23 protein-coding genes are annotated in these 26,198 nt (G+C 62.8%); 12 read left to right on the top strand and 11 right to left on the bottom strand.

The annotated features are described in order from the left end of the window. The first annotated feature begins 145 nt into the window (after positions 1 to 145). Positions 146 to 973 (top strand): AraC family transcriptional regulator, encoded by an 828-nt coding sequence (locus C8D77_RS08540; RefSeq protein ID WP_109661042.1) that lies wholly within the window; start codon positions 146 to 148, stop codon positions 971 to 973. A gap of 212 nt (positions 974 to 1,185) precedes the next feature. Here the strand turns inward: C8D77_RS08540 and C8D77_RS08535 are convergent, their stop codons facing one another. Then, on the bottom strand, positions 1,186 to 2,361 hold the full coding sequence (locus tag C8D77_RS08535; RefSeq protein ID WP_126069636.1) for a YcaO-like family protein: 1,176 nt from the start codon (positions 2,359 to 2,361) through the stop codon (positions 1,186 to 1,188). A 115-nt stretch (positions 2,362 to 2,476) separates the two neighbouring features. Between C8D77_RS08535 and C8D77_RS08530 the strand changes: the two genes are divergently transcribed. Further along, positions 2,477 to 2,800 carry a hypothetical protein gene (locus tag C8D77_RS08530; RefSeq protein ID WP_109661038.1) on the top strand — a complete coding sequence of 108 codons (324 nt, stop codon included), beginning with the start codon at positions 2,477 to 2,479 and terminating at the stop codon, positions 2,798 to 2,800. On the opposite strand, the gene C8D77_RS08525 is transcribed toward C8D77_RS08530, so the two are convergent. Then, complete coding sequence (locus tag C8D77_RS08525) at positions 2,784 to 4,436, bottom strand: BTAD domain-containing putative transcriptional regulator (RefSeq protein WP_215732043.1); 1,653 nt, start codon at positions 4,434 to 4,436, stop codon at positions 2,784 to 2,786. The two genes, C8D77_RS08530 and C8D77_RS08525, sit on opposite strands and share 17 nt — an antisense overlap. Before the next feature lie 1,160 nt (positions 4,437 to 5,596). Between C8D77_RS08525 and C8D77_RS08515 the strand changes: the two genes are divergently transcribed. Genes C8D77_RS08515 through C8D77_RS08480 form a run of 8 tightly spaced genes read left to right on the top strand, consistent with a single transcriptional unit; the run spans position 5,597 to position 12,679 of the window. After that, positions 5,597 to 6,040, top strand: a complete 444-nt coding sequence (locus tag C8D77_RS08515; protein WP_109661032.1) for an SRPBCC family protein — start codon at positions 5,597 to 5,599, stop codon at positions 6,038 to 6,040. A gap of 13 nt (positions 6,041 to 6,053) precedes the next feature. Beyond that, positions 6,054 to 6,848: an FAD binding domain-containing protein gene (locus C8D77_RS08510; RefSeq protein ID WP_109661030.1), complete on the top strand. Its 795-nt coding sequence runs from the start codon at positions 6,054 to 6,056 to the stop codon at positions 6,846 to 6,848. 60 nt (positions 6,849 to 6,908) lie between these two features. Next, positions 6,909 to 7,391: a (2Fe-2S)-binding protein gene (locus C8D77_RS08505; protein WP_109661028.1), complete on the top strand. Its 483-nt coding sequence runs from the start codon at positions 6,909 to 6,911 to the stop codon at positions 7,389 to 7,391. 13 nt (positions 7,392 to 7,404) lie between these two features. Continuing rightward, positions 7,405 to 8,772, top strand: coding sequence for a xanthine dehydrogenase family protein molybdopterin-binding subunit (locus tag C8D77_RS38805; RefSeq protein WP_109661026.1), 1,368 nt, complete (start codon positions 7,405 to 7,407; stop codon positions 8,770 to 8,772). Between the two features lies 1 nt (position 8,773). Further along, positions 8,774 to 9,778: a xanthine dehydrogenase family protein molybdopterin-binding subunit gene (locus C8D77_RS38800; RefSeq protein ID WP_109661024.1), complete on the top strand. Its 1,005-nt coding sequence runs from the start codon at positions 8,774 to 8,776 to the stop codon at positions 9,776 to 9,778. Positions 9,779 to 9,786: 8 nt separating this feature from the next. Continuing rightward, entirely contained in the window at positions 9,787 to 10,668 is an 882-nt protein-coding gene (locus C8D77_RS08490; protein ID WP_109661022.1) for an AAA family ATPase, read from the top strand. A gap of 5 nt (positions 10,669 to 10,673) precedes the next feature. Then, positions 10,674 to 11,792, top strand: a complete 1,119-nt coding sequence (locus C8D77_RS08485) for a vWA domain-containing protein (RefSeq protein ID WP_342770035.1) — start codon at positions 10,674 to 10,676, stop codon at positions 11,790 to 11,792. Then, a complete protein-coding gene (locus C8D77_RS08480; protein WP_170136684.1) occupies positions 11,792 to 12,679 on the top strand; it encodes an amidohydrolase family protein in 888 nt (295 codons plus the stop codon). The genes C8D77_RS08485 and C8D77_RS08480 overlap by 1 nt, the downstream gene beginning before the upstream one ends. A gap of 13 nt (positions 12,680 to 12,692) precedes the next feature. On the opposite strand, the gene C8D77_RS08475 is transcribed toward C8D77_RS08480, so the two are convergent. From C8D77_RS08475 to C8D77_RS08445, 7 genes are all read right to left on the bottom strand, one after another. After that, a complete protein-coding gene (locus C8D77_RS08475; protein ID WP_109661016.1) occupies positions 12,693 to 13,100 on the bottom strand; it encodes a carboxymuconolactone decarboxylase family protein in 408 nt (135 codons plus the stop codon). Between the two features lie 243 nt (positions 13,101 to 13,343). Further along, positions 13,344 to 14,840, bottom strand: coding sequence for a sugar ABC transporter ATP-binding protein (locus tag C8D77_RS08470; protein WP_109661013.1), 1,497 nt, complete (start codon positions 14,838 to 14,840; stop codon positions 13,344 to 13,346). Further along, positions 14,840 to 15,895: an SMP-30/gluconolactonase/LRE family protein gene (locus tag C8D77_RS08465; RefSeq protein ID WP_109661011.1), complete on the bottom strand. Its 1,056-nt coding sequence runs from the start codon at positions 15,893 to 15,895 to the stop codon at positions 14,840 to 14,842. The genes C8D77_RS08470 and C8D77_RS08465 overlap by 1 nt, the downstream gene beginning before the upstream one ends. Then, positions 15,892 to 18,015 carry an ABC transporter permease gene (locus C8D77_RS08460; RefSeq protein ID WP_109661009.1) on the bottom strand — a complete coding sequence of 708 codons (2,124 nt, stop codon included), beginning with the start codon at positions 18,013 to 18,015 and terminating at the stop codon, positions 15,892 to 15,894. The genes C8D77_RS08465 and C8D77_RS08460 overlap by 4 nt, the downstream gene beginning before the upstream one ends. A gap of 82 nt (positions 18,016 to 18,097) precedes the next feature. Further along, positions 18,098 to 19,126: a sugar ABC transporter substrate-binding protein gene (locus tag C8D77_RS08455; protein WP_109661007.1), complete on the bottom strand. Its 1,029-nt coding sequence runs from the start codon at positions 19,124 to 19,126 to the stop codon at positions 18,098 to 18,100. A gap of 62 nt (positions 19,127 to 19,188) precedes the next feature. After that, positions 19,189 to 20,175 (bottom strand): ABC transporter permease, encoded by a 987-nt coding sequence (locus tag C8D77_RS08450; RefSeq protein WP_109661005.1) that lies wholly within the window; start codon positions 20,173 to 20,175, stop codon positions 19,189 to 19,191. Between the two features lie 271 nt (positions 20,176 to 20,446). After that, positions 20,447 to 21,880 (bottom strand): DHA2 family efflux MFS transporter permease subunit, encoded by a 1,434-nt coding sequence (locus tag C8D77_RS08445; protein ID WP_109661003.1) that lies wholly within the window; start codon positions 21,878 to 21,880, stop codon positions 20,447 to 20,449. Positions 21,881 to 22,017: 137 nt separating this feature from the next. Between C8D77_RS08445 and C8D77_RS08440 the strand changes: the two genes are divergently transcribed. Both C8D77_RS08440 and C8D77_RS08435 read left to right on the top strand, forming a co-directional pair. Beyond that, the gene (locus C8D77_RS08440; protein WP_109661001.1) at positions 22,018 to 23,019 is read left to right on the top strand and encodes an ornithine cyclodeaminase family protein; all 1,002 of its coding nucleotides are present in this window, start codon (positions 22,018 to 22,020) and stop codon (positions 23,017 to 23,019) included. Continuing rightward, positions 23,016 to 24,497, top strand: coding sequence for an HAL/PAL/TAL family ammonia-lyase (locus C8D77_RS08435; protein ID WP_109660999.1), 1,482 nt, complete (start codon positions 23,016 to 23,018; stop codon positions 24,495 to 24,497). The genes C8D77_RS08440 and C8D77_RS08435 overlap by 4 nt, the downstream gene beginning before the upstream one ends. Positions 24,498 to 24,506: 9 nt before the next feature. On the opposite strand, the gene purU is transcribed toward C8D77_RS08435, so the two are convergent. Together purU and C8D77_RS08425 are read right to left on the bottom strand one after the other, a co-directional pair. Beyond that, positions 24,507 to 25,388 (bottom strand): formyltetrahydrofolate deformylase, encoded by an 882-nt coding sequence (purU, locus tag C8D77_RS08430; protein WP_109660997.1) that lies wholly within the window; start codon positions 25,386 to 25,388, stop codon positions 24,507 to 24,509. Then, a complete protein-coding gene (locus C8D77_RS08425) occupies positions 25,385 to 26,185 on the bottom strand; it encodes a 3-methyl-2-oxobutanoate hydroxymethyltransferase (protein ID WP_109660995.1) in 801 nt (266 codons plus the stop codon). The genes purU and C8D77_RS08425 overlap by 4 nt, the downstream gene beginning before the upstream one ends. Positions 26,186 to 26,198: the final 13 nt, after the last annotated feature.

Here is a 26,198-nt window from a genome sequence, read left to right as displayed (position 1 = left end):
AAACCTATCGCTCAGTCTGAAAATCCGCCGGCGTCAGCCGTCATCCACCCTCGTCGTGGCCCCGCGTCTTGACGCGGGCCCGAACTCAGCCGCACTATCCCGGTTGCAGGCGAAGGGAGGCCAGTCGTCTGCGGGAGGAATACCCATGACGGAAGCGATCAGGCTCTACTGGGGCCGGTTCGGACATGTTTCTGTCCTGAATGTCGCAAGCGACTTCGTCACCCATGCCCATGTCGAGGCACATCTGATCATCTGGCTGGAAGGCACGGCCGGCGAGATGACCATCGGCCGCGAAACGGTACCGTTGGGACCGCGCACCGCCGCCGGCATCAACTCCTTCCAGCCGCACAGCCATATTCTGTCGCGGGACGGCACTCCCGGCCTGTTCCTCGCCTTCTACATCGATCCGGACTGGGCGCGGCGCCGCCGCGACCTGCCTTCGTCCGCGCCGCTGTTCTCACAAGCCGCGATCACGCTGGAACCCTGGCTGCACCAGGCCGCCGCCAGTCTGCTCGACCATCTCAGCGACAATGAGAGCATCGACGATATCGCCAATTACGAGATCGAGCGTTTCATCGACAGCGTGCTCGATGCCGCCGACGCCTCGGCGCCGCAGGAGGCGCGTGTCCGCGTCAACACCATGCAGGATTTCCGCGTCCGCAAGGCGATCCAGCTGATGAAGGCCAATGTCTGCGAGCGCATCTGCTTCGACGACGTGGCGCGCAGCGTCGGCCTGTCGCGGCCGCATTTCTTCGCGCTATTCAAGGAACAGACCAATCTGACGCCCAACGTCTACTGGAACACTCTGCGCATGGAAGAAGCGGTGCGGCAGTTGCAGTGGTCGCAGGAGCCGCTGATCTCGGTCGCCTGCAATCTCGGCTTCACCACGCAAGGCAATTTCTCGCGCTTCTTCCGCGACCATGTCGGCGTACCGCCGACGCTCTACCGCGAGGCCGCGCGGGCGATCGCTTGAACGAACCGCCCGCCGCGTGCGGGATAGCCATCAGGACCGTCGAGCATCGACCCGGAAGCGGACGCTCGTTTGCGCTCGGCCGAATTGCCGACCACCCAAGCGGGCATTGAATTACCGCAGCGCGCAAATGTTGCGATGACAGCGCTGTCTCTCGCTTGTTAGCTGGCGGAGCCGACAGGCTTCAGCATCAGCCGATATTGCAATCCCTGGATCTAGATTAGAATGACGTTACCATCAAAAGAGGTCTCGTCGAATGCCTCACGCGCCCAACCAAGAGTCCGAGGTACAGACTGAAGTCGACCTCTTCGAAATCTGGGCCGCCATGACCGAAGGCAAGGTGATAATGCACGAACAACCTTGAATGTATCGTCCGGCAGATCAAGGTCCACAAATACTACTGGTACCCCGGTCTTTTTCGCAACCACATCGCTCAGATCCGCAGCTGGCGAGTTGGTAGAAGGAATGGCAGTTGCGTCGAGATCGGGCAAGAGGTGGGCCATGCGTGTAACCGACGCGGAGCGCGACCAAGACAGGAACCGTCCGGCTGGGCCTTCCGGCCTACCGGACTGCAACGCCCTCTTCTCGGCGAGGATAAGCGATAGCTCGCTCTGCAACATCTCCAAGACGGCCGCCTGACTGGCTTGCCGGACCGACAAATGCGCTGCGAAACCATAGGCGATATTAGAGCCGTTCTGATCGGCCGAAATGGCGGCGATGACTGGCACGCCGAGGTCGTTCGTAAGATCCAGGAGCCAGGTGCGTCGTTGCCGCCGCTCTAGCCAATGCCGCAGATCCGAATGGGCCGGTTCATCAAGCGTTCCGAGCGACACCGGAGGACGTCTTATGCGCCCGTACCACCAGATAGCGACGGCATCTCGTTCCACAAGTTCCAGCAACGCGGTGACCTGGGCAGCGGAGCGGTCAATGCCGGCGGCAAGACCATTGCTATCTGTCGGTCCCTCACCGAGCACGACGTTGACGATTGGCACGAATACGTCTGGGCCAGCGCGATTTGGCTTCGCCAAGCACCAGCTGGTGCAGTTGGAGATATGTTCCTTGACGACCGACCATGCGCGCGGTGAAATCAATTCACCTGGATTGGGACCATCTCGGAGCTGAATGTCCGAAAACTGCCAAAATTGGTTGGGCGCGATAGAACGTCCTGGCAGATCGATTGCACGCGCCTCAATAATCTGGAGAGCGTCGATTTTAGACGCCGCCGCTCGCTCCGCCATTTCGCCGAGACAAGATGCCAGCGCATTCTCGCGCGTCAGACCCCGTCCGGAGCCGAGTATCTCGGCTTTGCCAGCGGACTCCCGTGCAGCGACGATGAACTCCGCAGGAGCATCGGTATGGGTCAGATGAAGTAAATCGAAATTTCCGTTCACCGGTTCAGTACGCCCTCTTTGTGCCGACAGCCTTACGTGTTAGAGTCCCCTAAATTACTCTGAGCCATTCATTCTGGACTTACGGAAGCTTGAAAGCTTACCAAGGAGGTATGAGATGCGACTCCGGACCATTCCTGCCGCAAAGGGCAGCAAGTCGCTAACTTTTAAAGCCAACTCAACGGCCTGCCTGAAAGTAGGGGAACTTATTTATCGAGCCGCTACTGACAAAGCTGAATTCGACAAGTTCGCCGAGAACCCAAACCTCTTCTTGGAGCAAGCCGATATAAAACCGTCGCAGTTGGCTGATTTGACGATAAAGGTTGTCCGAGACAAAAAGTCTGTCGTGCATATCGTGATACCAGTGGTGAATGAGAGCAAAGGAGGCTTAAAAAAATACCTGCGAGAGCTGGGTTTCGTGACAATTATGGGGTGTAAGTAGTAATCGGCATCGGAGAACCTGTGACCTCTGTGAGAAGTGTGGCAATGCAGGCGAGAAACTCCTCGCGTCTGTGCCGGTCAGCCACAAGGATGATCTGATCCAACCACTTCAGCGCAGCAGCAGGGCTAAAATTGCACGCGCCTCCCCAATGATTTTCAACTACCTGCAGGAATGCAACCGTGGATGCGCGAGCTTCGTCGTGGCGTGCGCTTTTGGCCAACGCGAATGCATTCCAAGCAAGGGGCTCGGCCAATCCGAATGACCGCAGTGCCGAGCCGTGAAAAAGGGCTCGTTCGTAGGCCCCGAGTATGGCAAATGCCTGAAGTCCGAAGCAGTGGAAAAAGTCGGGCGCGGCAGGATGAAGCAGAAACGCCCTTTCGGCATACTTGACGGCCGCATTTGCGTCACCGCTGTAAGCAAGGCCCTCAGACGCGGCAATCAATACCAAAGGATCACAGGGATCAAGCTCGACCGCGCGTCTGAACTCCCTTTCACCTTGAGTGTAAAGGCCCGTGCGATAATAAGCCCATCCTAGAACTCCGTGGTTCCTGGCGTCCCATGGATCGATCGCCACTGCATTCTTCGCCAATGCGAGCGCCTCGCTAAACGATTGTGGCGTGGCCTCGTTGCCGGGATTTGCCATAGGGTAAGAAAGTTGAATGGAAGCGAGTCCTGCGATTGGGCGAGAAAATCCCGAGTCCAGCGCGGCGGCTCGATGCAACATTGAGACAGCGCTAGCGAGATCTGCGGGACGAAAACTTTCGGTTAGTTGGTCGGCATTCAGCCATAGACTGTAAGCGTCCTCTAGTTCTTTGGCTGCCTGACGATGGTCGGTGGCGATTGCGTATTCAACGTGACTGACAATCCGATCCAAATCGGCCAGCGACTCTGCAACAATGCCCAGGTTTTCATTGTCCATTCGCTCCGAAAGGAGATGCGTCCGATCGATGTTCCTGCTCAATCTGAAAGAAGCCTGCAGCCGCCTTTCGTCGACCCACATATTCATTGTGAGCGTGTAAGTCGCATCGAGGCGTTCGTCGGGGTGCGTTGGGAGCAACAACGCAAGACTGTGCGATCGTCCCAATGCACCCACCAGCTCCTCAAACAGGAAACCAGCGAGCCCGTTGGTAAACTCCGGCGGCCCTACTGGTGGCCTGGCAATCAACGCTACGGAAGGCAGCCGCCGGCAAGTCAATGACCGGCCTGACGCCTGTCGGCTCAAAGCTTCGCGCTGGGGATTCTGCGCGGCTTCGGCGAGCCGCCGTAAAGCCAATGGGGGCTCGGAATCAAGATCACGTCTAAATGCCTCGCGGCATGCCTCATAGCGTCGAAGTGCTGCGGATGCATTGCCTTTGTCTAGCGCCCATCCAATCAAAGCCGAGTGGGCAGCCTCGTTTGTTGGCTCAATTCGAATGAGATACTCCGCCAGTTTGTGAAGGTCCGGCTCGCATCCCGTTCGAACGGCGACCGCAAGAGCCACGTCAGCCGAACGCACGAAAATTTCTGTTATGTACGTCCGCTCGATGCTCAGCCAGGCGTCGAATTCGGGGTCCGGAGAAAGCAGGCCCTCCAAGAGTCCACCATCCCAATGGTCCGCCGCAAAGAGGATTGCTTCGGGGTTCCCTTGGGCCAACATCTGTTCGACTATCCGCACATCGACGCGGAGTTCTCCCAGCTCGATTCCAATCGTGTCTCTTGTGGCTCGAAGGAGCTGTTTGGCTCTTGCTCCTAATGTGCGTCTGAGGTCGGCCAAGGTTTGGCGAAGCGAGTCGCGCGCTTGTTCGTCACCTCTGCCACTCCATAGCAATCCGCAGATTTTCTCTCGCGTGGCTTGCCCATCGCGCTGCAGCGCCAGAAAAGCGAGTAAGCAGACAGACCTTCGGGATTTCGGAGTCAGGTCGCGCCCGTCGCAATCGTGCAAGGCAACTCTGCCCAGCAACTTTAGGTACGGCCGCGTGTCTGGTTCAGTTGCTCCGACCATAGGTCACGACGCCTCACATCGTGTAATTTAGCTCAATATCATGTATCACGTCTTGGGTCTCCAGTCCTTTTCCGACAGCCACCGCCCGTCAAATCAGAATTTCCGGTTTCGAGTTTTCACGATCGGGGCTTCTTTTTTTCACGGAAGGCTCCGGACCCGTTCGTAACCTCCATGCAGTCTCTCAATCACGAGAGACCAATAACTAATAAAAGGAGGTTGACATGTTGTACTTTGCTTCTAACCAGAATACTCGCACCACTCGTACGGTTTCACTTGTAGTGTTCGGCCTTTTGGCGAACTCGATCGTGAGCGAAGCCGCCTACTCGAATACCGCCCCCTTCGTCGGCGTTCACAGTCTACGTGCCGACAATGGCGACTTCGATACCTGGGGTGACCCGGCGACTTCATTCGTCGCTAAAGCCATGGTGGACCCTGTCCAGGCAGGGACCATCGGGAACGCCGGCGCCGAGTCGACGTCCAAGTGTCTCGGGGTGAGCCCACGACTGTATGACCCTGTCAGTCCCAACTGCCGGAACTGAGGTCCAGAAAGGGGCGGTCTATAGCACCGCCCCTTTCTAGCCAGGTGGATGCGCCGCGAGAGGTAGCTTGGCGCAAAACAGAGCCAGCAGCCTACAATCGCTGCTGGCAAACGGCGCAATCAAAGGCTTGATGCATCTTGAAGGGTGGCAAGGAAAGAAATCCGGAGGTCGACCCTTTTTCAGACTCCTTGATACGCGCTCAAGACGCATTGATAAGCGCCGTTGAAGTGGCCGGCCTACCCTTGCACCGGATCGTTTTTGCAAGGGAAGATTTGAATGGCCAAAGTCACCATCTCCAGCGTCATCGACGCGCCGGTCGAAAAGGTCTGGGCGCGCATACGCGACTTCAACGGACTGCCAGGCTGGCATCCGCGCATGGTCGAAAGCCATATCGAGGACGGCAAGGACGCCTCGACGATCGGCAGCGTGCGCAACTTCCAGCTCGCCAGCGGCGCTCGCATCCGTGAAAAACTGCTCGACTTCTCCGATCAGAATTTCCTCGTCAGCTATTCCATCCTGGAGACGCCGCAGCCGCTTACCAATCACAAGGCAACGCTGCAGTTGCGGCGTGTCACCGATGGCGACCGCACCTATGCCGAATGGACCGCCAGTTTCGATGCCGCGCCCGAGGAAGCCGACAAGCTGGCCGAGGGCATGGGCACCAATGTCTTCCAGGGCGGCTTCAACGCGCTGAAAAGCCATTTCGCCGGCCAGAGCTGACAGGAGCCAAGCCATGGCGCTAGCACTGCAGACTTACGCAACGGTGAAGGACGCCAACGCGGCGCTAAAAGCCGCTGGCACACGCTATCTCGGTGGCGGCACGCTCGTGGTCCGCGCGGCCAATGAAGGCGATGTTTCGGTTTCCGGCCTTATCAGGTCGACCGAGCCGTCTCTGTCCACCATCGCTGTTGCCGGCGACAAAGTCCGCATCGGCGCTTCGGTGACCATGGCGGCGATCGCCCACCATCCGGACCTCGATGCACTTGCCAAGGCCGCCCGCGCCGTCGGTGGCCCGGCGATCCGCAACATGGCGACCGTCGGCGGCAATCTTTTTGCCCCGGCTCCCTATGGCGATTTCGCTGTTGCCCTGCTGGCGCTCGACGCCACGATCAGCACCGATGACGGCGACACACCGATCGAGACCTTCCTGGCCAATCGGGACGGCAGCCGCGCCATCGTCACTTCCGTGAGCTTCACGCTTCCGAAGGCCGACAGTTTCCGCTTCCTGAAAGTGTCGAGGGTCAAGCCCAAGGGCGTCTCGGTGCTCAGCATCGCCAGCGTTCTGGAACGGTCGCCGGACGGCACCGTGTCTTCGGCACGGATTGCACTTGGCTGCATGGCCGATCGGCCAATGCGCGCCATAGCAGCCGAAAAAGCGCTGACCGGTCGTAGCTTGACCAAGGACAGCATCGCGCCGGCTTTAGCCGCAGCCAGGGATGGCACCTCGCCGATCACCGATCCGATTGCCAGCGCCTGGTATCGCAATGAAGTCCTGCCGGTCCATCTCGGCCGGCTGCTGCTCGCATAATATTTCGTTCGGGGGCGCGCGTCTGTCCGATGGTTCGGGCAGGCGCGCTGGGAGGAAAACATGGCAAAGGTCCCGGTCCAATTCACGCTCAACGGTTCTGACAAGGCCGAATTCGTCGACAGCGGCACGACGTTGCTGCACGCCTTGCGCGACAAGATCGGCGACACCTCGCCGAAAGGCGGCTGCCATCAGGGCACTTGCGGTGCCTGTTCGGTCATCATCGACGGCGAACTCCGGCTCTCCTGCCTGACACTGGCCGAGACCTGCAACGGGGCGACCATCAGCACGACATCAGGCCTTTCGGAAAGCGGCGTCTTGCATCCCTTGCAGCGCGCCTTCCTCGACACGTTCGCCACGCAATGCGGCTTCTGCACGCCCGGCATGATCATGGCGGCCAAGGTGCTGCTCGACCACACGCCCAATCCGAGCCGCGATGAGGTGGTCGAGGCGCTGTCAGGCAACATCTGCCGCTGCACTGGCTACGAGCCGATCATCCAGGCGGTGCTGACCGCCGCGCGGTCCAACTCGCAGAACGCGGCTTGAGGGGACAAAAAGAATGCAACTGCGCAAGAGCTACTTCGCCGATGTCCGCAAGGATGACCTGCACGAGATCGGCCAGCCAAGGCCGCGCTCGGATTCGCCCGGCCATGTCACCGGCAAGACCGCCTTTTTCGCCGACCGCAATTTCCCCGGCATGCTGCACCTGAAGATGGTGCGCAGCCCGCATCACCATGCCCGCATCCGCTCGATCGACACGTCGGAAGCGGAAAAGCATCCGGGTGTGGTGAAAATTCTGACCGCCAAGGACGTGCCGCACAACGTCTACACCATCCTGATCCTGATTCAGATCGGGCCGGAGGACGAGACCGTGCTGGCCGATGGCAAGGTGCGCTGGAAGGGCGAGGCCGTGGTGGCGGTGCTGGCCGAGACCGAGCGCGCGGCACAAGAGGCCGCCGCCAAGGTCAAGGTCGACTACGAAGTGTTGCCTGCCGTCTTCGATATGGAAGAGGCGCTGAAACCAGGCGCGCCGCTGGTCAACGAATATCACGGCCAGAATTACTACCTCTATGACAGCGGCGAGTGCCGCAAGGTGCGCTTCGGCGATGTCGAGGCGGGCTTCGCCGGCGCGGACCATGTGCTGGAGCAGAGCTACCAGTCCTCGCCGATCGAACACGCGCCGACCGAGACCACCGGTTGCGTCGTGGCGCCCGAGGGCAATGACCGCTTCACCTGCTACACCAACACGCAGGCGATGTTCTTCACCCTCGACAACACCTCGATCATTCTGCAGATGCCCGGCAGCAAATTGCATTTCGTCGGCGGCACCGTCGGCGGCGGCTTTGGCGGCAAGGTCGACGTGATCGTCGAGCCCATCGCCATCCTCGGCGCAAAATTAACCGGGCGACCGGTCTGTTTTATCTACAGCCGCGAGGAGGAGATGCAGATATCGTCACCCCGCGCGGCCGAAAAGGTCGTCATCAAGGACGGCGTCATGAGCGACGGCCGCATCGTCGCGCGCAAGGTCACCGGCTATACCGATGCCGGCGCCTATTCGCGCCACTCGCCCTATGGCGCGCAGAAGGGTGCGGGGCACTATCCCGGCCCCTACACCATCCCCAATGTCTGGATCGACACTTATTGCGTCTACACCAACCGCACGCCCTCCTCCGCCATGCGCGGCTTCGGCGTCACCATCGGTGACTTCGCGCTGGAGGTGCAGATGGATAAGCTGGCGCGGCTGATCGGCATGGACCCGCTCGAATTCCGCTTCATCAACGCCTATCGCGACGGCGACATGAAGGCGCATCGCCAGCCGACCGAGGGTGCGGCGCTGATCGAATGCATGCAGGAAGCCTCGCGCGCCGCCAACTGGCCGGTGGCGGAAAAATTCATGGCGATGTCCTCCTACGTGAAGGGAGCTTGAGATGGCGATCCGGCGTGGACGCGGCGTCGCCGCGATCAACTACCCCACAGGCATGAACCTCGGCGGCGACCCGACGCAGGCGCTGGTGCATTCGACGCCGACCGGCAATTTCATGGTGACGCTGTCATCGGTCGATCTCGGCCAGGGCATGAAGCAGATCATGGCGCAAATCTGCGCCGAGACGATCGGCGTGCCGACCGACCGCGTCGTCGTCGACACTGCCGACACCGACACCGGCCCGCACTGCATGGGCACCTTCGCCTCGCGCGGCACGCACCGCGCCGGCAACGCCGTCATCCAGGCGGCCAGGGAAGCCCGCCAGGTGATGCTGGAAGTGGCCGCCGAGGAGCTGGAGGTGAATGCCTCCGACCTCGAAACCGACGGCCAGGGCAACATCCTGGTCAAGGGCGCGCCGCAGAAATCGATCTCGATCTTCGATGTCGCGCTGTCGGCACATTTCAAGCGCGGCCGCTCGATTTCCGGCCGCGGCATGTTCCTGATCCCGCGCTCCTATCCGGAGAAGGAAACCGGTGCGATGAAGCCATCGACCTGCTACGCGCATGCCTGCACCGTGGCCGAGGTCGAGGTCGACGACGAGACCGGCGAAGTCACAGTACTGACGGTCAAGAACGTCTTCGAGATCGGCCGTGCGCTGAACCCGAAAATGGTTGAGCAGCAGCTGGTTGGTGGCTCCTGGATGGGCATCAGCCACGCACTCTACGAGACGACCGAGCCCTACTATCCCAACCGGGACCATGGCGGCACCGACTTCAACCAGTATCTCATGCCCGGCCCCGGCGACCTCGCCGAGACCGAAATCATCGTGCTGGAGCGTCCCTCCGCCGACGGCCCCTATGGCGCCAAAGGACCGGGCGAAATGTGCGCCAACCCGCAAATCCCCGCCGTCGCCAATGCCGTCTTCGACGCCATCGGCGTGCGCATCGACACGCTGCCGATCACGCCCGAACGGATCTTGCGCGCGCTGAAGGCGCAAGCGGCGAACTGAGGGCTGCAATGACTTTGCCAAGCGCCGAGACTGTCGCGACCTCGCCGGAGGCGGTGGCGCAGCACCTTGCCGCCTCACGCTATCTGGCGGATGAAAGCCTTTCGACCGCCATCTTCCTGGCAATCCGGCTGGGCAAGCCGCTGCTGCTCGAAGGCGCACCGGGCGTCGGCAAGACGGAAGCGGCCAAGGCGATCGCCGAGCTGCTCGGCCGCGATCTGGTGCGGTTGCAATGCTATGAAGGCATCGACGCCGCGCACGCGCTCTACGAGTGGAACTACCAGCGCCAGCTGCTTGCCATCCGCCATGCCGGCGAGCATGAAATCGACATCTATGACGACCGTTTCCTGATCGCCCGGCCGCTGTTGCAGGTGCTGAAGGCACCCGAGCAGCGCGTGCTGCTGGTCGACGAGATCGATCGCTCGGACCACGAATTCGAAGCGCTGCTCTTGGAATTCCTCTCCGACTTCCAGATCAGCATTCCCGAGCGCGGCACCATCCGCGCCACGGCACAGCCGATCGTCATCCTGACCTCGAACCGCACCCGCGAGTTGGCCGAAGCGCTGCGCCGCCGCTGCGTCTATCACTGGATCGGCTATCCCGATGCGGAGCGCGAGGCCGCCATCATCATGCTGCGCGCCGGCGATGTGGCCGAGGCTACGGCGCGCGCGGTGGCGGCAGCCGTGCAGTCCATCCGCGCCCGGCCGCTGGCCAAGCCGCCCGGTATCGCCGAGGCAGTCGAATGGGCCAATGCCGCAACCATCCTCGAAAAAGGCGGCAGCCCATGGCCGGAAGCCTTCCGCCGCGCCATCGGCGTGCTGATCAAGGACGAGGAAGACCTCTCCTACATCGCGCCGGAGCTTGGCCGGATCGTCGAGGAGGCGCTGGCGTGAGGGCGTTGCCTCGCGCGGCCACGCCCTTGCTCGGCTTCGGCCGGCTGCTGCGCCGCTACGGCTTTGCCATAGCACCCGAGCAGGTCTCCGGCTTCATGCAGGCGGTGACACTGCTCGGGCCGCGCTCGATGGCTGACATCCGCGAGGCGGCGCTTGCGACGCTGGCGCCGCCGCCCGACCGCCGCGACGAATTCGAGGCGCATTTCCAGAACCATTTTTATGGCAACACATCCGCCGTGGTCGAAGGCGACGCCGACGAGGAAACCCGCATCAAGGATGATGGCGGCGCGAGCCAGGAACAGATCGAGGTGATAAGCCAGCAAGAAGGCGGCGAACTCTCTTCCGGCGCCGAACAGTTGAGCACCCGCGACTTCCAGCGCGACGATGATGGCCTTGCCGCCTTCCGCCGCAAGCTGGCATCCGCCCTGCCCGCCCGCCGCTCCTTCCGCACCGTGCGCACACATTCGCGCGGCAAGCTCGACCTGCGCCGCTCACTGCGCGAAATCGTCAGCGCCGATGGCGATGTGCCCTCGCCGCTGCTGCGCCGCCGCCAGACCGTGCCACGCAAGCTGCTGATCCTGATCGACGTCTCCGGCTCGATGAAGCTGCACACCGCGGACTATCTCAAGCTGGCGCATGCCGCCGTGCAAGGCGCGGACCGCGCCGAGATCTTCACCTTCGGTACGCGGCTGACCCGCATCACATCGGCGCTGCGCATCCGCGATCGCGACCAGGCGTTGGCGCGTGCCGCGGCCCAGGTCGACGACTGGGACGGCGGCACCCGTATGGGGCCGACGCTGCTCGCTTTCCTGTCGGTGCCGCGCTTCTCCGCCTTCTCGCGCGGTGCCGCGATCGTCATCCTGTCCGACGCGCTGGAGCGCGGCGACCATGCCGAGTTGGAAACAGCCATGCGTCGGCTGAGCGCCCGCGCCTTCCGGCTGTCGCTGGCGACGCCGCTGGCCGGCGATCCGCGCTTCCGGCCGGCAACGGCGGCACTTCGTGCCATCCTGCCTGACCTCGACGATCTCGTCGACGGCTCATCGCTTGCCGGCCTCACCGATTTCATCCTGTCGCTCGCCCGCCCAGCCCCAGCGGCGGCGACAATCTGGAAAGGGGTCTCGTGATGCAAAAAACAATCGACGCGCATTTCCACATCTGGCGCCAAAAGGATCAGCCCTGGCTGGTCGGCACGATGGTGCCGCGCATTTTCGGCCCCTACGAGCCGATCCGCCGCGACTACCCGATCGAGGAGTTTCTGGCCGATCAAAAAGGCGCAGGCGTCGAGAAGGCCGTCTATGTCCAGACCAACTGGGCCAAGGAGGATTTCGAGAAGGAAGTCGCCTTCCTGCAGAAGACCGCTGACGAGACCGGCTGGCCGCATGCCATCGTCGGCTACACCGACATGACCGTCGACGATATCAGGCCCCAAGTCGATCGCTTGAAAAAATATCCGCTGCTGCGCGGCGTGCGCATGCAGCTGCACTGGCACGAGACGCCGGCCTTCCGCTTCGCCGCCTCGGCCGACCAGGTCATCGATCCCAAGGTACGCGCCAATGTGGCGCGGCTCAAGGACTATGGCCTGGCCTTCGATCTGCAGCTCTTCCCTGCCCAGATGAAGGACGGCCTGACGCTGGTCGGTGAAAACCCGGAGACCAACTTCATCCTCACCCACGCCGGCATGCTGACCGGCATGGAGCCGGAGACCACCGAAGCCTGGAAGGAGGGCCTGCGCACGCTGTCGGCAGCGCCCAATTTCTACGCCAAGCTGTCCGGCCTCGGCACCTTCGTCCATCGCAACGACCCGGCGCTGATCGCCTATATCGTCGACAACGCGATCGACATCCTGGGCGCTGACCATCTGATGTTCGGCTCGAACTTCCCGATCGAGAAATTGTGGACCAGCCACGCCGAGCTGATCAGGGCGCACCGCGATGCAGTGGCCAAGCACGGCACGGCGGCGGAGGCGGATATCTTCTGGAACACGGCGGAGAAGGTTTACCGGCCGGTGTGAGGGCTAAAACCTGTCACTTGACCTCGAATTGCGGATCGACCGGGATCTGCATCGCCGTCACCAGATGGTTGGTCTGGCCCGCGAGCCCGATGATCGACACCAGCTCGCCATGCTGCGCATCGGTCATGCCTTTCGCCCGCGCTGCCGCTGTGTGCGAATGGACGCAGTAGGAGCAGCCATTGGCGGTCGACACCGCGATGTAGATCATCTCCTTGGTCAGCGGATCGATGGCGCTGTCAGCGACCATCACCACCTTCAGCTGTTCCCAGATCCGTTTCAGCGCCGGCGGATCATTGGCCAGCCCGCGCCAGAAATTGTTGACGAAATCCGATTTGCGCGTCGCACGGATGTCGTCGAAGACGGCCTTCACGGCGGGGATTTTTTCGACCTCGGCATCGCTGAGAAGTCTTGTGGTGGCCATAACGTTTTCCTTCGTTGGATCGTTGCGTGAATTGAATCAGGTCTTGAGCAATTGCGGCCAATCCACTCGTCCGATTCACTTTTCCAGCGCCGGCGTCGAGATTCGGGTCAGGCCGAGTCGAAAATGGTGGGTTCCGAGAACCGGAGCGGAGCGTACTTTTCGTACGTGAGCTCAGTTCTACCGCGACGCGGTAGAACGGGGAAGCGCAGGAAACCGCCATTTGCAGGCCGGCCTCACCCGAATCTAATGCACAGCCGCGTACATGATCTTCTCCTCCGTCGCCTCCGCCGGCGAAAACTCCTCCACAATACGCCCTTGCCTACAGACAAGAATCCGGTCGGACAGGTTCATGATCTCCGGCAGGTAGGACGAGATGACGACGACGGCGAGGCCCTCATCGGCCAGCCGGTTGATGATTTGATGGATCTCGGCGATCGCGCCGACATCGACGCCGCGCGTCGGTTCGTCGAAGATGACGATGCGCGGCTTCTGCACCAGTCCCTTGCCGATCACCACCTTTTGCTGGTTGCCGCCGGACAGTTCGACGACGCGCGCATTGTCGTTGATCGCCTTGATGTTCAGCGTCTTCGTCCATTCAGCTGACAGCACACGCATCTCCTGCGCATTGATCAACCGGGCCTTTTCGCGGCCCGCCGCCAGCAGTCCGCCGAACAGGTTCTCGGCAATGCCCATCGTCTCGAAAATGCCCTCGCTCTTGCGGTCCTCGGTGACGTAGACGATGCCGTCGGCCACCGCTTCGCTCGGCACGAGATAGCGCACTGGTCTGTCATCCAGTTCGATGGCGCCACCGCGCAGAAAATCGCGTTTGTAGATGCCGGAAACGATCTTGAAGGTCTCGGTGCGGCCGGAGCCGATCAGCCCGAACACGCCGGTGATCTGGCCCTCGAAGATCGAGAAGGACGTGTTGCGCACGACATTGCTCATCGAGATGTCCTGCACCGACAACACCTTCCGGCCCGCCTTGCGCAGCTTGGCCTCGTCGCGCTGCCGGTAGATCTGCCCCGACAGTGTGCGCCCGACCATGGCGGCGACGATCCTGTCTCGGTCGAAGGCCGATGTGTCGTCGGTGATGACCAGTTCGCCGTCGCGCAGGATGGTGATGCGGTCGGCAATATCGAGCGCTTCTTCCAGCGCGTGGCTGATGAAAACGATCGACACGCCGCTCGCCTTCAGCCGGCGGATCAGCGCGAAGAAATGCCGCTTCTCCTCCGGCGTCAGTGTCGCTGTCGGCTCGTCGAAGATGATGATCTCGGCATTGTGATGGACGGCGCGCGCGATCTCGACCATCTGCCGCTTGGCGGCACCCAGCGTCGCCACCATGGCGTTGGGGTCGACGGGAAAATTCAGCGACTGCAGGAATTGCTGCGCCGAGATGTAGGTGCCGCGCAGCCGGTTGAGGAACTTTTCGGTGCCGAGATAGAGGTTCTGCGCCACCGTCATCGACGGCACCAGGCTGGTCTCCTGGAATACCATGGCGATGCCGGCTTCAAGTGCTGCGTGCGGCGAGGCGTAGGCGATCTCCCGGCCCTTGTGGAACATGTTGCCTGAGGTGGCGTCGACCACGCCGGCGATGATCTTGGTCAGCGTCGATTTGCCAGCACCATTTTCGCCGAGCAGCGCGTGGATCTCGCCCTTGCGCAGTTCAAAACTGACGTTCTTCACCGCGGGCACGCCGCGATAGTTCTTGGTGACGTTCTCCAGACGGACGATCGGTTCCATCAGAAACCTCCCGATGCGAGGTCGATGGCCAGCACGCAGTCGCCGCCCCTGGAGGCGATGAACAGAAGGCCATCCTTCTCGGCGACACCGCAGATGCCGTGACGCGTGCCGTTGGCGCGGCTGTGCAGGCTGAATTGCGGCTGCATCTTCTGGTCGAGCCTGACCACTAGCCCGTAGGAGCGGCTCGGCGACCATGGCTTGTGGATGCCCATGGTGCGGATGCCGCCGCATTGCAGCGGCTCGAGGAAGCTGCGACTGGATGCCAGCGCCGGCGCGATCCAGTAGGCAGGCGGCACTTGGCTCAGCATATCCTGCCGGTAATGCGTTTCCTGCAGCACGAATTCGATCAGCCGGTTGCGCGGCGCAAACAGGGTCAGCCACGCGCCGCCATCGGCGGACGGCGACAGCCGCGCGGGATAACCAGGCAGATGCGCAAGAATCGTCGAACGGTTGCCCGTCGCGCCATCGAAGCGGACGAGCTGGTGACGCCAGCTTTCGCTGACCAGCACATCCCTGCCAACTGAGTGCAGCCCATAAGGAAAGGCAATGTCGCTGGCGACCTTGTGGAAATCACCGCCCGCCGCATCCCGCTTCCAAAGCGAACCAGTAGCACCCTTCTTCATCAGATCGGCGGCCCATTGCGATGGAGCATGCTCGGCCGAACCATTGGCCAGCCACAGCGTGCCATCGTCGGCATAGGCAAGCGCGGTGATGCAGCGAATCTCGGCCGGCAGCGAAACCTCCTTGCCGGAGATCAACAGCTTGCCGCTCTCCAACCCGACCGTCAGTTCGCTCAATGGCGACAGCGCCAGCGCCGTGACGGGCGACGAAAAGGTCTCAACCACGGTTGGGGTCGCGCCGGCAGCAACTGAGTAGATGGCGTTGCCGCTGGAGGCCAGCAGCCTGTCACCGGTAACCAGCAGATTGTCGGGCTCGGTCAGCTCGGCAAACGCCGGCGCATCATCCAGCCGCGTATTGGGGCGAAAAGCGCCGTCGAGCGGCGGGATGGTCACCGCCTTGCCGCGAAACAGGTCGAGCACAGGATCGAGGATCATGGCTTTGCCCCCCAGTAGGAAGCGGGACTTGTCCAGTTCGGGTCGGCGCCTGCAATCTTGTAGCGGCCGATGCGGTTGTTGAGGATGCCGCCGACGAAGAGATATCCCTTGTGCTCGCGCATCGACGTGACCATCGGGTGCGCGCCGCCAGTGAGATCGCCCATCGCCTCGACGATGCCGCCCTTTTCGTTGAACTTCACCACACCGCCGGTGTTGATGTTGGGGAACAGCCATTCATCCTGCGGCAGGCGGCGCGTCATGCGCTTGCGCATGTCGGGATGGCGCAGCGACAGGTCGAAGCTCGGCGTGCGCATGCCGAGCCACGCCATCCAGTAATTGCCGTCGGAAGCGCGGTTGATGTTGTCGGGATAGCCCGGCATGTCGCGGATGACGCATTCGGCGGTGCCGGCCTTCGGCCCTTCCAGCCAGTAGCGATGCACCCGGCAGGCCCAGCTTTCGGCGAAGAACAGCGACTTGCCGTCATGCGCCATGCACACACCGTTGGTGTAGCGATAGCCGTCGAGCAACGTCCTGGTCGACCCGTCCTTCGGGTCGTAGACCAGCAGCCTGCCGGTGGCGCGGTTCTCGATCGAGTCCAGTGCCCAGTCATGGGCGTCATAGCGCTTGGTCGAGTCGGTGAAATAGATGCGGCCGTCCGGTGCGATGTCGCAGTCGTTCGGGTCACGCAAACGCGCATCGTCGACGATCGAGGTCCACGAACGCGATGTCTCCGCTGACAGGCGTTTGACCTCTCGATCCGGCGAGACCGAATAGAGCCCCATGGCGCCGACGCAGCTGATCAGATTGCCGGATTTGTCGAAAGCGAGACCGAGCGGAAAGCCGCCAATATGGGCAAACACTTCCGACCTGACATAATCGGGCGCGAAGAAACGGACGATCTCGCCGTGGCGTGTGCCGCAATAGAGATTGTCATTGCGGTCGAGAATGACGTCTTCCGGTCCCTCCAGCTCGCCAAGCCCGATATGCTCTGCGGCCGACAGCCTGTTGTCGAGTTCGTATGGCGTGCCCGAGCCGGGCGCGGCCGACTGGGTCTCGCCCATCTTGAGATAGACTGGCGCGACATAGACCTCGTTCAGCACCTTGTGGCGGTTCTTCAGCCAGCGGATGTCGATGGTCACCGCCACCGCCAGCATGATGCCCAGCACCATCTGGTTGGTGCCGGTGCCGTAACCCAGCCGGATCAGCCCATTGGTCATGGTCAGCACAATGATGGCGCCCATCAGCCCCTTGATCACCGAGCCGCGTCCGCCGCCAAGGCTGACACCGCCGACCACCGCCGCCGTCAGCGCCATGATCTCGAGGTTGAGGCCGGTGCCCGGCCCTGCCCCGCTCAGCCGGCAAGCAATGAGAAAGCCGCCGATCGAGGCGCAGAAGCCGGAGAAGACATAGGTCATGAACACGGTGCGGCGCACGCGGATGCCGGCATTGTGGGCCGAGCGCCTGGAGCCGCCAACCGCCAGCACGTGCCACCCCGGCCGCGAGCGCGTCAGCGCGATATGGGTGACGATGGCCAGGATGATCGCCAGCCACACCGAGACCGATAGCCCCCAGAAGGTGCTGTCGCCGATGAAATCCAGCACATCGGAAGTCGCGTCGGAGAGCTGCACATCGGCGGCATAGGTGGTGACCAGGATGTCGAACAGCGCTCGCCCGAAGATGAAGGTGACCAGCGTGGTGAGAAAGGCGCGCAACCTGAGATAGCCGACGAGGTAGCCGTTGATGGCGCCGAAGACGAGGCCGGTGGCGAGCGACGCGGCCAGCGCCAGCCAGATCGACTGTTCGAGGATGAAGAAGACGTAGACGGCGGAGAAGCAGGATAGTGCGAAGATCGAGCCGACCGACAGGTCGATGCCGCCGCCCAGCATCACCACCGTCATGCCGGTGACCACCATGGAGAACTCGCCGAGCTGGCGGGTCGATTCCTGCAGCGCCGTGAGCTTGAAGAAGCCGGGGATGACCGAGCCGAAGGTCGCCAATGTCACCACCAGCGCCAGGAACGGAATGGCGTTGTCGGTCCAGCGTTTGGTCAGGATCTCGCCGACGACATGGTCGGGCACGAGATTGTAGCGCCAGGATTGGAGGCGTTCGCGAAAGGACATCGGCTGCTGCTATTCCATGAGGGAACGAGGTGACCGGATCCTTCCGGCCACCTCGCTTATACTTCAGTCGAAAAAGTGCGGCTTACTTTGCCGCCGCCGCTTCGGCCTGCAGCGCCTTCAGGTCCCAGCAGCTATCGGGCTTGAGGTCGGCCTTGGTCGTCGCCTTCTCCAGCGTGTAGATGTAGGTGTGCGAGGTGCCGGCCGGCTGGCCGCTCTGCAGCAGGAACTTGATGATGGCGTTCATGTCACCCGACTGGCGGGCAAGATCGGTCATCACCACGGCGCCATAGGTGCCGTCCTGCAGCTTGTCGCAATCGGCCGCCTTCTCGCCGCCGCCGGTGGTGACCAGGAACACCTTGCCGTCGAGCTTGGCGTCGCGGATCGCGGCGGACGCGCCGGTGGCGTCACCATCCCAGAAGTCGATGATCGAGCAGATATCCGGATTCTGCTGCAGCATCGTCGTCGTCACATTGCGCGAGGTCGTCGCATCCCAGTTTGAATCCGGCTTGGCCACGACCTTGAAGTCGGGGTGCTTGTCCAGCACCTTCATGATGCCGGCATACTGGTAAAGGCTGGAAGAATTCGCCTGGTCGCCCTGCACAAGGCCGATCTTCTTCGACGAGTTTTCGCCGCAGCCCTTGATCGCCGCTTCGGCCTCGAGCTGGCCAAGCCGGTCCCAGTCGCTGCCGACAAAGGCGTCGGCAGGGAAATTGGCGGGATTGTCGACCAGGATGACATAGGTGCCGGCGGCTTGCGCCTTCTTCATCAGCTTGGAATAGGAGTTGAGGTCGGGTGCATGGATGATCAGCACGTCCGGCCTGGTGTCCGACGAGATGGCGTCGGTGATCGCCTGCGCACCGGCATCGACCACCCAGTTCGGGTCGCGCGTCTCGAACGTGCCGCCCCAGGCCTCGACTTCCTTCTTCAGGTAATGCGCCCAGCCCTGCGCCAGGTCGAAGCCCATCGCCAGCGGCACCAGCATCACGCGCTTGCCCTTGAGCGCCTGCGCGTAAGCCGCCGGACCCGGATCGTCGGCGGCGAAGGTTGGCACCACGAAGGCGGTGACGGCGAGCGCCGTGGCGGCAGCCATCAATGTCCTGATGAATTTCATGTCAGATCCTCTCGTTTCGATTTTCATTGCCGGCCGATCGGGATGGATCGGACCGGGTACCCCTAAATATCGCCTTGCTGGGCGGTCTGCTCGTCACGTGGATTGATGATGCCGTCGACGATGATGGCCCCCAGCAGTATCGCTGCCTTGATCAGGTTCTGGTAGAGCAGCGGAATGTCGACGATGGTCATGGCGTTGAGCAGGATGCCGATCAGCGCCGCACCGACCAGCACGTTGCGCACCCCACCGCGCCCGCCGGACAGGCCGATGCCGCCGATCACCGCCACCAGCACGATGTCGTAGAGCAGCGTCGAATTGACGACGCGGGTGTTGATCGAATGCAGGCTCGCCGCCGTCAGCAGGCCGGCGATCAGTGCGACGAAGGCGGAAAGCACGTAGCGCAGCACCAGCATCGGCCGCACAGGGATGCCGATGTTGCGGGCGGCCACCGGATTGTCGCCGGCGAAATAGATGTAGCGGCCCCATTTGGTGTAGCGCAGGAACAGGAAGAACAGGAACGCCAGGCCGGCGAACACGAACACCTCGATGGGAATATCGAGGAAGCGCAGGCCGCCGAGCAGCTCGACCCAGTGGCCCTGCGGCACCGGCACGGCATCCTGCGTGATCAGTTGCGAGCGCACATAGCCGAAGACGAAGGAGCCGGTGGCCAGCGTCACGAAGATCGCCGGCACATCGGCATAGGCGACGAGAAAGCCGTTCAGCAGCCCGATCGCCAGCACGCCGGCCAGCACATAGGCGAAGGCCAGCCCATCCGGCGTGCCCGAGTTCAGCAGTTGCAGATACCAGGCGACCGACATCGCCATGATCGCTACGGCGGAGAGGTCGATGCCGCGGCCGATGATGACGACGGCCATGCCAAGCGCCAGGATGCCGAGCACCGACACGGAGCGGACGATGGCGACAAGGTTGTTGGCATCGATGAAGCCAGGCAGGCCGATGGCAGCGGCAACGAACAGCACCACCGCGATGGCAAAGACAATGCCTTCCTGATTCACGCTCCTGAAATTCGGCCAGCCGATCGTGTTCATGTCTGCGTTTGCCCCGATGGCAGCGCTGCCATCCCTGGGAAAGAAAGCTAATCGGCTCAGCGCCGGTTCGTCAAATGAATCCGCGTTCAGAACCCGGGCTGGCAACGATATTCACCGAGTGGACGCATCGATTGCCGAAGCTGGTGCAATGCCCGGAAAAGCCTGCACTTTTGGCAATTGATTGCGCCATTGCGACCACTCGCGAAAGTGCTGCACCAAGGCGAAAGGACAAGACGGAATTTATCTCCGCATCAGGCGGAAGAATTCGATCTCAATTCCCCGGCGCGTGGCCGGAAACCTCGGCGCCCGCACCCGGCGGCAGCGCGAGAAAACGCAACGCCGCCACCAGCCCGATGGCGCCGATCGCCAGGAAGGCGATTCGAAAATCCACGAGGTCGAGGGCCGGCCGGCCCCTGGCGATCTGCGACAGATTGAGAACCGCCGCCGCCGCCGCGACGCCGAACAGCATCGCCACCTGCTGCAGCATCGAGGACAGCGTCGCCGCCGAGCTGCGTTGCGCCGCATCGATATCGGCGAAGGCCAGTGTGTTGAGTGCGGTGAACTGCATCGAGCGCGACAGGCCCGCGATCAGCATCAGCGCCACCACCAGCGCTTGCGGCGTTTGCGGCGAGATTGCAGCGCAAGCCATGATCGCCGCCGAGGCGATCAGGCCGTTGACGACCAGCACCGACCGGAAGCCGAAGCGGCGCAGCGTTGGCGTCGTCACCGTCTTCATGCCGAGATTGCCGAGGAAATAGGCCAGGATCATCATGCCGGCATCGACGGGGCTGAGGCCAAAGCCGACCTGGAACAGCAGCGGCAACAGGAATGGCGTGGCGTTGATCGCCACCCGGAAAATGGTACCGGCGGCCAGCGTCGAGATGGCGAAGGTCAGCACCTGGAACGAGGAGAGATCGAGCAGCGGATGCGGCGCGCGCCGGAGATGCCGCACCGCCAGCCAGCCGATGACGATGCCGGCTACGATCAGCAACACCGTCGGCAGGATACCGTCTTCGGGATGCGCGATGCGTTCGAGGCCATAGAGCAGCAAGGCAAGTCCCGCCGATGTCAGGAAAAAACCCGGCCAGTCGAGCGGTTTGGGGTCGGCCTCGCGATCGCCCGGAATGAAGCGGGCGACCAGCGCCAGTCCGATCACACCGAGGGGGATGTTGATGAAGAAATTCCAATGCCAGGACAGATAGGTGGTGATGAAGCCGCCAAGCACCGGCCCGACCACTGGCGCAAACAGCGCCGGCCAGGTGATCAGTGCCGTGGCGTTCAGCAGCTCCGACTTCGACGCGTTACGCAGGACGAGAATGCGCCCGACCGGCGTCATCAGCGCGCTGCCGAGCCCTTGCACGACACGTGCGGCGACGAACTGGGTCAGGTTTTGCGAGAAGCCGCAGGCAAGCGAGGCCAGCGTGAACAGGACGATCGCCAGCAGGAAGATGTTGCGCGCGCCGAACCGGTCGGCAAGCCAGCCCGACAGCGGCACGAACACCGCCATGGTCAGCATGTAGACGGTGATGCCGATGCTCATCGCCACCGCCGACACGCCGAAGGACTCCCCCATCTGAGGCAGCGAGGTCGAGATGATCGTCGAATCCAGCAGCTGCATGAAGAAGGCGATGGCAACGATCAGCGCCACGCGCCGCGCATTGGTGGCCGTTTCGGGTAAGGCTTCGGTCTCGGGAATGGCAGTCATGACGGAACCGGTTTGAACAGCATTTGGCCGGCCGCGTCCAGAGACGGCGCAACAAACTTTCGTGTCGCGAAACTTTCGTGTCGCGCCATGGCCTGCTATGGGGTGAACGGGGTGGCCGAGGAAAGTGTCCGCGTAAAATGAAGCCCATCTATATCGACTACCTCAATGCCCTCGACATCGATGCCCTTGCCATGACCGATGGCGAAATCATCGCCGCCGTCGAGGCCGGCCTGGTGGCGCAAGGCAACGGCCAGACGGTGATCGAGCCGCGTGTCCATCTTGAGCCGGACCCGTCCTTTCACGGCCATTTCAACGTCTTGCGCGGCTACGTCGCGCCGCTCGACACCGCCGGCGTCAAGATCGTCGGCGACTATGTCGACAACTACCTGCATGGCCTGCCTTCCGAATTCGGTATCCTCAATCTGTTCGACCCGCGCACCGGCACACCGCGCGCCATCCTCGACGCCACCGTCATCACCGACATGCGCACCGGCGCCGTCACCGCTATCGGAGCCAAGCATCTGGCGCGCAAGAATTCCAAGGTGCTGGCCCATATCGGCGCGCGCGGCACCGCCTACTGGAATGTGCGCCTGCTCGACCATCTCTTCGACTTCGACGAGATCCGCGTCCATTCGCGCCGCCCGGAAAGCCGCGACGGTTTCGCCGCCAAACTCTCCGCCGATCTCGGCAAGACGGTGACGGCGGTGGCCGACTGGAAGAGCTGCATCGAGGGTGCCGACATCGTCGTCGAGGCCTCTCGGCTGCCGGAACCGCAGCCATTGCTGAAGACCGAATGGATCAAGCCGGGCGCGCTGGTCGTGCCCTATGGGACGATGAGCGCGGTCGAACTGTCGCTGACCGACATCATGCAGAAAATGGTCGTCGACGATTGGGGCCAGTGCAAGGGCGGCAAGTTCGGCTCGCTGCGCGCCCATGTCGAGACCGGCCGGCTGAGCGAGAAGACGCTGCATGCCGAGCTCGGCCAGATTGCCGCAGGCCTCAAGGCTGGGCGCGAGAACGACGACGAAACGATCCTGTTCTGGCACCGCGGCCTGTCGCTGTCCGACATCGCACTGGGAAAGGCGATGCTGGCCAAGGCGCAGGCGCAAGGCATAGGCCAGAGACTGCGCTTCGCATGACCGCGCTCGTCCTCACCGGAACCAGCGTCGGCGTTGGCGATGTTGCTGCGGTCGCCCGCGATGGTCGCAAGGTGGAGATCGGACCCGATGTCATCGGCAGGCTGCAAAAGGCACGAAAAGTGCTCGACCAGGCCGCAGCGTCGGGCCAGCAGATATATGGCCTGAACACCGGGCTCGGCGCCAATCTCGGCACGTCAGTGGAAGGCGATGCCAGCACCTTCCAGCGCCAGTTGCTGGAGGGCCGCAGCGGCGCGGTCGGCGAAGCGCTGCCGGTCGAGGCCGTGCGGGCAACCATGGTCGCGCGTGCAGCGATGCTGTCAGCCGGAGGCTCGGGGCTTTCGCCTTCCGTCTTCGTCGCTTTGGTCGACGCACTCAATGCCGGCGTCCATCCCGTCATGCCGTCGCTCGGCTCGATCGGCGCCGGTGATCTGGTGTTGATGACGGCACTCGCCCGCATGCTCACCGGCGAAGGCGAAGCAGACTATCAGGGCCGTCGCATGCCGGCGGCCAAGGCGTTGATGATGGCCCGCCTCGCCCCCATCAGCCTGGCGCCCAAGGACGGCCTGTCGTTGATCAACGCCTCGGCGGTGTCCGCCGGCAGCGGCGCACTTGCGGTGACGGATGCGCTGTCCGCCCTTGCCCAGCAACAGCAGGCCGGCGCGCTGACCATGGAAGGTTTTGGTGCCAACCGCACCATCCTCGACCCGCGCCTGCATATGGCGCGTCCTGCGGCCGGTCAGCAGGAAGCAGCCAAGGCACTGCACGAGCTGGTCGTCCGAGACGAGGCGCCGGCGCCGACCACCTTGCAGGATCCGCTGTCGATCCGTTGCATGCCGTCAATCCACGGCGCGCTGATCGAGGCGATCGGCCAGGCGAGACATGCTGTCGAGATCGAGCTGAACGCCGCCGCCGACAACCCGCTGGTGCTGAGCGACGACGAGCTGGTACTGTCGACCGGCAATTTCCACACGGCGTCACTGGCGCTCGCCTTCGAGACGCTCGGCCTGGCGATCGCCCAATGTGCCGCCGCAAGCGCTGCCCGCTTCATCCAGCTTACCGGTTCAGGCCGCAACCGCCTGCCGAAATATCTGTCGCCGGTCGGCGGCGCCTCCGCCGGCTTCGTGCCGTTGCAGAAGACGGCGACGTCGATCCTTGCCGCCATCCGCCACAAGGCCAATCCTGTCATGCTCGACTTCCTGGCCGTGTCGGAAGGCGTCGAGGATCACGCCACGCAGACACCTCTCGCGGTCGCGAAATGCGCCGGGATGATCGCGCTGTGGCGCCGCGTGATCGCTTTCGAGCTGATGGCCGCCGCCCAGGCGGTCGACCTGCGCGACGGTTTCACGCCGGCGCCACGCACCGCCGCGATTCACACGGCAATCCGTGCACTCGTCCCGACGCTGAAGGAGGACCGGCCGCTCGGCATCGACGCCGAGGCACTCTACGCCGCGCTCGCCGGCGGGAGCTGGCCGACCTGACGCAGCTTCTCAGAAGACGACGGTCTTGTGGCCGTTGAGCATGACGCGGGCTTCAAGATGCAACTTGACGGCGCGCGCCAGAACCCGGCTTTCGATGTCGCGCCCGACAGCGACGAAGTCCTCGGCGCTCATCGCATGGGTGACGCGTTCGGTCTCCTGATCGATGATCGGGCCCTCGTCGAGGTCGGAGGTGACATAATGCGCGGTCGCACCGATCAGCTTGACGCCGCGGTCGAAAGCCTGATGGTACGGCTTGGCGCCCTTGAAGCTTGGCAGGAAGGAATGGTGGATGTTGATCGCCCGTCCGAACAGCCGGTCCGACAGGCCCTTCGAAAAGACCTGCATATAGCGCGCCAGGATGACCAGTTCGGCCCCCGTCCGCTGCACCAGGTCCAGCAGCTTCTGTTCCTGTTCGGCCTTGTTTTCCCTGGTGGTCGGCCAATGGTGGTAGGCAATCCCCTCCAGCTCGGCGAAGCGTCGGGCATCCTCGTGATTGGAGACGACGGCGGCAACCTCCGCGTTCAGCCAGCCGACCCTGATCTGGTACAGCAGGTGGAGAAGCGCGTGGTCGAACTTGGAGACCATGACGATGATCTTCGGGCGGCGTCCCTGATCGACCAGCGCGGTCTTCATGCCGAAGCGATCGACGCTTGATTTCAGGGCCCGCTCCAGGCTGTCCTTGGTCGAGCCTGGCGGGCTGATGAAGGCGATCCGCATGAAAAAGCGATTGGTCTGCCGGTCCCAGAACTGGCTGCTTTCGGCGATGTTGGCGCCATTCGCGGCAAGTTCCGCCGTGACCGCGGCGACGATCCCCGGCCGGTCCTCGCAGGAAAGGGTAAGAATATGAACCGGCGCGGCCTCGCCCGTCGCATCATTGCCTTGAGATTTCACGCCCCGTCGACCCTCTTCATGAACAGGCTGAGCTCAGCTAGGTCCATATGCACCACATGCTTGTCTTCGGGATAGGCCAGGCTGTTGACATCGGCAACATATTCCGAGAACGCGGCGATGCGCTCGGCCTGCAAACGATCAAATTCGGCGGCGAAGTTGCGGTAGACCTTGGAGTGGCGCGGCATGTGGCCACGGTTCTGGCCGAGGATGTCGTCGGCGAACAGATACTGCGCGTCGCAGCCGGTGCCCGCCCCCATCGACAGCATGATCAGCGACGTGCGTTCCGAGATCGCCTTGGCCACCTCGACCGGCACCACTTCGATCTCGGCGCCGATGGCGCCGGCGGCCTCCAGCTGCTTGACCGCCGCGAAGACCTCCATGGCAGTGTCGGCGGTCTTGCCGACAGCCTTGAAGCCACCGGTCCAGGTCGCGCGGGAAGGAATAAGGCCGACATGGCCGATGACCGGAATGGCATCGTCCGCCATCCGCTTGATCGTGGCGTAGCCGGCGCTGCAATAGACCGCGTCGGCGCCGGCCTTGTAGAGCCGGAAGGCCCAGCGCAGGAAATCGTCCGATGTGCCGATCTCGTAGAAATTATCACCCGGCATGGTGAACAGGCTGGGTGCTGCGTCGCGGTACTCAGGGTTGAGCACCAGCTCGGGCGGCACCGAGACGATGTCGACCCCTGCCCGTTCGGCAGCCTCGGCCTCGTCCATCGTCAGCACGCGCAGCATGGTCAGCTGGCGCTTGCCCTTCATGGCGCGCAAATCCGCGACGGTCGGTCTTTTTCGGCTCATCTAGGGGTCCCCT

This window comes from Mesorhizobium loti (assembly GCF_003148495.1).
Lineage (GTDB): Bacteria > Pseudomonadota > Alphaproteobacteria > Rhizobiales > Rhizobiaceae > Mesorhizobium > Mesorhizobium loti.
Note: the sequence above shows the minus strand (reverse complement) of the source record. Positions and strands in the feature narration are given on the sequence as shown.